The 5,791-nt window shown below is 41.9% G+C and carries 7 protein-coding genes; 3 read left to right on the top strand and 4 right to left on the bottom strand.

Going from position 1 to position 5,791, the window contains the following annotated elements; genetic code table 11:
* The 3 genes from V7D75_RS12710 to V7D75_RS12700 all read right to left on the bottom strand — a co-directional run.
* Window positions 1–1,064 (bottom strand): hypothetical protein (locus V7D75_RS12710; RefSeq protein WP_333614845.1); only part of this gene is annotated, 1,064 nt, incomplete at its 3' end.
* Window positions 1,065–1,170: 106 nt separating this feature from the next.
* Window positions 1,171–2,076, bottom strand: coding sequence for a LysR family transcriptional regulator (locus V7D75_RS12705; RefSeq protein ID WP_333614844.1), 906 nt, complete (start codon window positions 2,074–2,076; stop codon window positions 1,171–1,173).
* Window positions 2,077–2,336: 260 nt separating this feature from the next.
* Entirely contained in the window at window positions 2,337–2,948 is a 612-nt protein-coding gene (locus V7D75_RS12700; RefSeq protein WP_333614843.1) for a YceI family protein, read from the bottom strand.
* 388 nt (window positions 2,949–3,336) lie between these two features.
* Here V7D75_RS12700 and V7D75_RS12695 point away from each other — a divergent pair, with 388 nt between their 5' ends.
* From V7D75_RS12695 to V7D75_RS12685, 3 genes are all read left to right on the top strand, one after another.
* A complete protein-coding gene (locus V7D75_RS12695) occupies window positions 3,337–3,729 on the top strand; it encodes a DoxX family protein (protein ID WP_333614842.1) in 393 nt (130 codons plus the stop codon).
* Between the two features lie 51 nt (window positions 3,730–3,780).
* Window positions 3,781–4,338, top strand: a complete 558-nt coding sequence (locus V7D75_RS12690) for an NADPH-dependent FMN reductase (protein WP_333614841.1) — start codon at window positions 3,781–3,783, stop codon at window positions 4,336–4,338.
* A 79-nt stretch (window positions 4,339–4,417) separates the two neighbouring features.
* Window positions 4,418–5,119 carry a YoaK family protein gene (locus V7D75_RS12685; RefSeq protein WP_333614852.1) on the top strand — a complete coding sequence of 234 codons (702 nt, stop codon included), beginning with the start codon at window positions 4,418–4,420 and terminating at the stop codon, window positions 5,117–5,119.
* Window positions 5,120–5,234: 115 nt separating this feature from the next.
* Here V7D75_RS12685 and V7D75_RS12680 read toward each other — a convergent pair whose 3' ends face one another.
* Window positions 5,235–5,585: a GNAT family N-acetyltransferase gene (locus V7D75_RS12680; protein ID WP_333614840.1), complete on the bottom strand. Its 351-nt coding sequence runs from the start codon at window positions 5,583–5,585 to the stop codon at window positions 5,235–5,237.
* Between the last annotated feature and the right edge of the window lie 206 nt (window positions 5,586–5,791).

The following is a 5,791-nucleotide window of genomic DNA, read 5'->3' as shown; positions in this document are numbered from 1 at the left end:
TTTGCCTCACCGATTAAATGACTGACTTTATGCCCAGGAATGAGCCAGTAGGGCGTTGTTTCGCTACTTGAGGCGCAGTTAGGGAAGTCAGGATTTTTAGAAGGCCCGGCGATGATTTTCTCTATCACCATTGAGATATATTGCTCATTACTGCCTTCTAGGGTATTGCCATTTAAAATCACTTCTATCCCTGTATTTTTGGCATAACGGCGGATAGCATTTACTTTCGAATTCATGGGTGCATAAGCATCAGCGCCGACGCCATTTTCTGAAGTCACTCTGATGCCGTCAGGTACGCGGGCGACTAACGAATGATTGCCTTCGGTATGACCGGGGGTATGCACGAGTGCGACGCCTTCACCCAATTGAATGCTACCGGTGAACTTAATCACTTTGTCAGGATCGACACCTTCGATACCATTTGGACAATACCAATCTGCTTGCACGGGTAATAATGAGGTAGTACTTAACCATTCTTGCTCATGAACCAATAACTTGGCGTTAGGGAAATAGGCAGGCTTATCTTCTCCACCTATATTTTTAGTGCCTAGCCAACGACGTACATCTTGGGTGTGAAGGTGGTCGTAGCTAATATAATCAACGTCTTCGGGAGACAGGCCAACTTCTGCTAAGGCACCAGTGACATCACGAATGATAGGCGCAACAACGCCTTCAAGCGGCGACCAACTGGGCATTTTATCGGTTAAGCGTTTAAAGAATGGCGTTTCACGATCCGCTTCGATATCAGAAGGAGAAAACAGCAAGGTTTTCAATTCGCCTGAAAAGTCATAATATTGCACGATAAAAATGCGGTTTAAGATATGAATGTAGGGAAATTTATAGGTGCTTTGGGTATAGACGCCACTATAAGCGTACCATGTCGGGTAGGGCACACGCACCATGTCGGCGCTTTGATAAAACCGTACTGGCGCTTCATCCATAAAGCGTTCTCTAAAAGCGCTTGCTTGCTTGCGCGCGGCTTTTAGACGCTCTTGTGGTAACGGACTTTGGCGCACGTCATCAAAGTCGTGAATGGCTTTCATGCCAAGTGATGTTAAATCCATGTTGCATCTCCTTATGGCTGATGGATAACTTAAAATAATACTAACAGTATTGTTTTAATATTTATAGCGACTTTAAAAAACTGCTCAGTTTACTCGCTTAGGTCTATTAAAATTTATCCCAATAAGGGTCATCACCGAAACGCTCGGCAATAAAATCAATGAGATAACGGCAACGCTGCGATAAAAAGCGATTTTTCGGATAGACTGCATAAGCGTTTAAAGTGGGCAGTTGATACTGGTGCATAATGGGCACCAGCTCACCACTGGCTAGGGTTTTATAAGTGATGAAATTGGGTAAAAAAGCAATGCCGTGCCCTTTTACGGCCATATCACGCAAAAAGTCACCGTTATTCACTTTTATTTTTGAGTTAATAGCCACTTGGTGTTTTTTGCCTTGCTCGTCTATCAGCTCAAGCATGCTGGATTTACTCAAGCCGTATTGCAAAAACTCATGCTTGGCCAAATCCTCGATGGTCTCTGGCATGCCTACTCTAGTCAGATATTCAGGACTGGCACATAAGGTATAACGAATCAGCGCCAGACGTTTGGCTTGATAACTTGAATCTTGCAGCTCCCTAATCCGAATGGCTAATTCAAATCCTTCCTCTACCAAATCGGTATGCCGGTCAGAAAAGTTCAGCTCAAAATTCAGATTGGGGTGCTGATTGGCATACTCATCGATGACATCGTTTAAATGCATTAAGCCAAATGACAAGGGCGCGGTCATTTTTAAGGTACCCTCGATACGCGTCGGCGCGCCACTGGTTTCCTCGTTTAGCGCGTCCACTTCGCTGAGGATATTACTCACCTTTTGGTAATACTGCTCGCCAGCTTGGGTCAGATTCGATTGGCGCGTTGTGCGGCTGATAAGTTGACTGCCCAAGCGCGTCTCTAAATCCTTAAGACGGCGGCTCACCGCTGACTTGGCAATATTGAGTTGCTCGGCAGCCTTAGTAATGCTACCCGCCTCGACAATACGCACAAACATTGCCATGTCTTCTAGTTGTCCCATCCTAGCTACCTCTTTACTGTTTTTTAGATATGGTTATTTAGCTATTGTTATTTTGCTATATCTTATGATGACCATGATATAAAACGGTTATTTGCCAAGTGTTATCTTAATCTAAGCATACATTTAATATATCTATTTTATTCAAAATTAACGATATAAAAGATAAAAGGCTGAGTTAGAAACCCAGCCTTTTATCAATAACACCAACTCGTTTAGACTGTGCCACGTATAAAGGACGGTTTTACAGTCAGAAAGCAGTCTTATTTAAGATCCGCTTTTTTACTACCTTCTACCTGAACGACCAGCTTGATGTCTTTCATCATACCGCCATCGGTAAAGGTATTGATGCCCCATTTGGTTCTATCGATCGTGGTTTCAAAATCACCACCACACGCTTCAGCTTTTAATAAAGGGCTGTCATAACAGTTAAATTTAGTGGCTTTTAAAGTCACTGGATGAGTCTTACCTAGCAGCGTTAAATCACCTTTGACCGTTTTAACTTTATCACCGTCAAATTCCCACTTAGTCGATTTGAAGTAAGCGGTTGGGTGTTCTTTTACATTGAAGAAATCGGCAGATTTTAGATGACCGTCAAACGCTTTAATACCTGTGCTCAAGCTGCCCATCGGGATAGTAATACCGACAAAGCCTTTTTTCTCTTTAGGCGCGTACTCAAGCGTACCCGATAGATTATAAAAGCCGCCAGCATTGGTCGTGGTACCAAAATGATCGACGAAAAAACGTACGGCGGTATGTTTGGAATCAAGCTCATAAGTCGCTGCGTGACCTAGTGTGCTAAGCAGACCAAGCGTACCGATAGCAGCAAAAGTAATTGCGCGGTTTGTTTTTTTAATAGAATTTATAGTGATCATAAATCATCCTTTTTAAGTAAGTAGAAGCTGGCGTTAAGTATGTCTTACATAACAATATAATGAGTGTAGCAAAAAATCATGATGTTAAATGCTAAATGGCATCGAAAAATGTTTCTTTCTGTGGCTATTATTAGAGGGTTCAAATGCAAGCTGTCTTGATAATAAGCTTAAGTAACGAGCATAAGTCATGAGCGATATTATGATGGTTTTTAATATTGTACAAGTAGAATTGCTATTTGACTGTTCTCTAAAAAAGAACTTACATTTGCAGTTATCATAGTTTATCTACCATTAAGCAACGACTACAATAATGCCGTTGTTTAATCGAACAAAAGTCTTTTGAATAAAATATTTATAATCATGACTTTTATCTTACTGGAGAATAATCATGGACAAATTACAAGAGCTGAGCGCCCCAATTGGCCGCTTATTATTATCGATGATCTTTATCTTTTCTGGCTTTACCAAAATTACTGGCTACGCGGCCACCCAAGGTTATATGGAATCAATGGGCGTACCGGGTATGCTATTGCCTTTGGTCATTGCTGTTGAGCTGCTTGGTGGTATCGCGATTTTGTTAGGCTTTAAAGCGCGCTTGGTGGCGCTCTTAATGGCTGGTTTTAGCATTGCGTCGGCGCTACTTTTCCATCAGTTTTGGATTGATGAATCACAAATGAACCCATTTATGAAAAATATCGCTATGGCGGGTGGTTTCTTGATGATTTTTGCTCATGGTCCAGGTGCGTATTCAATTGATAACAGTCATACGCGCAGAATCTAGTATAGTAAAATGCTCATTCTAGGTGTTTTTTATCATCATTAAGGAGTTGTTATGAGTGCATCAATCCATATCGCATTAATTATCGGTAGTTTGCGAAAAGAATCCATCAATCGTAAATTTGCAGAGTTTATTGCGTCGCAGATGCCTGATAACGTCGATATAAAGGAAGTTCACATTGCAGACTTGCCCCTTTACAATCAAGATTATGATGATACGACTATTGACAGCTATGAGCGTGTCCGCCAGCAGCTAAAAGATGCCGATGCGGTATTGATTGTGACGCCTGAGCATAACCGTACCATGCCTGCTGCTTTGAAAAACGTGGTAGATATCGGCTCGCGTCCTTATACCAAAAGTGTTTGGGAACATAAAAAAGTCGCCGTCGTCACAGCATCGCCAGGCAGCTTTGGCGGTATCAATAGTGGGATGGATGTGCGTAAAAGCATGCAGATGCTTTCAGCAGAAGTAATGATTGACCCTGAGATTTATTTAAGCCGAGCAACGGACAGCTTAAATGAAGATGGCAGCGTTAGCGAACGGACGCAGAAGTTCTTACAAGGCTTTGTGACTGAGTTTATCAAATTTGCAGGCCAATCGTCGCGTGACTAATCCTATCTCTACTGCTAATACTAAGAATGACGCTACGAGTAAAAATGATAGCCGTCAGTCAGTTTCATCTGACCCAAAGCTGCCAAATTCAAAGCCGCCCAGTTTTTGGCAGCGACACCAAACGCCCGTATTATTAACCGTGGTCGGCGGCGCGATTGATACCATTGGTTTTATCACCTTGTTTGGTTTTTTTACTGCCCATGTCACGGGTAACTTGGTGATGGCGGGTAGTGGCTTGGTGAAAGGTGAGGCGGGTTTATGGATTAAACTTGCCGCTTTACCGTTGTTTATTTTAACGGTCATGGTCACCAAAATATTTATTGACTATAGTCAGAATGAACAACTGACGCTAAGTCACTTATTTTTAGCAGAAGCGGCTTTTTTGACCGCATTTATGGTGGCTGGGCTTTATTATCAGCCGTTTGTTGATGCCGGCGATATCACCGTGGCAATAACAGGTGGACTCGGTCTCATTGCACTGGCGATTCGTAATACGGCTAGCAAGACAGTGATTAAGCACATGAGCCCAACGGTATTGATGACTGGAAATACCACGCAACTGGGTATTAATTTGACTGATTATCTCCGCAATCGAAACGCCGATAATGGCAAAAAATTGGCCCACAGCTCGGTATTGGTGTTTAGTTTTTTGGTCGGGGCGTTAGTAGGTGCTTTGCTATATATGCAGCTAAGTTTTTGGGCGGTCGGTTTATTTGTTTTGCCTGTGCTGTATCTATCGGTAAGGGCGCGCAATAAAGAATTTTTAGCGCATATCGCTTAAATAGCAGTACCAGTAACAAACCTTAGCCACCTAAAACATTGCCAATAAAAAACGCCCTATCCGTAAAGATAGGGCGTTTTTCTTACTTTCTGGTTAAGCGCTTATGTATCGCTATTTAAGGCGTAGCGTTATGGAATACCGAATTGTCTTGGTATTCTGGATGCTTGTCGATATAAGACTTTACATAAGGACAAGTTGGCTTCACTCGCAAGTTTTTCGCCGCTGCATCATCCAAAATATATTTGACCAAATACCCTGCAATACCACGGCCACCTAACTCTTCTGGCACTTCGGTGTGTTTGTATTCGATACCTTTTTCGCCTGCGCCAGTGGTAAAAAATTCATAGTCTTCTAAAGCGATTTTGCCATCAATATGAATCTCAAAGCGTTTCTTATCGGTATTATCAATGACTCCATAATCTAACGGTTCTTTACTGTTCGTATTTGTCTTTGCGGTATCTGACATGGTGAAATTCCTTATATCGTAAGTATGATTAACATCTTCTAGACTTAATTTACATTTGCTATCGTTACTTTTGTCATAACACTTTTATCATCACTTTGGCCATAGTAACAGCCTATGTTGGTTGCACTGTTATGAATATACAGGGTTCTGTTATAAATATATTACCTTACCTTTATGACGATATTGTTCTAAAAATAAGAATAGTC

The sequence above is a fragment of the Psychrobacter sp. genome (assembly GCF_036731945.1).
In the GTDB taxonomy this organism is placed as follows: Bacteria; Pseudomonadota; Gammaproteobacteria; order Pseudomonadales; family Moraxellaceae; genus Psychrobacter.
The sequence above is the reverse complement of the archived record's forward strand: the minus strand, read 5'-3'. Positions and strand labels throughout refer to the sequence as shown.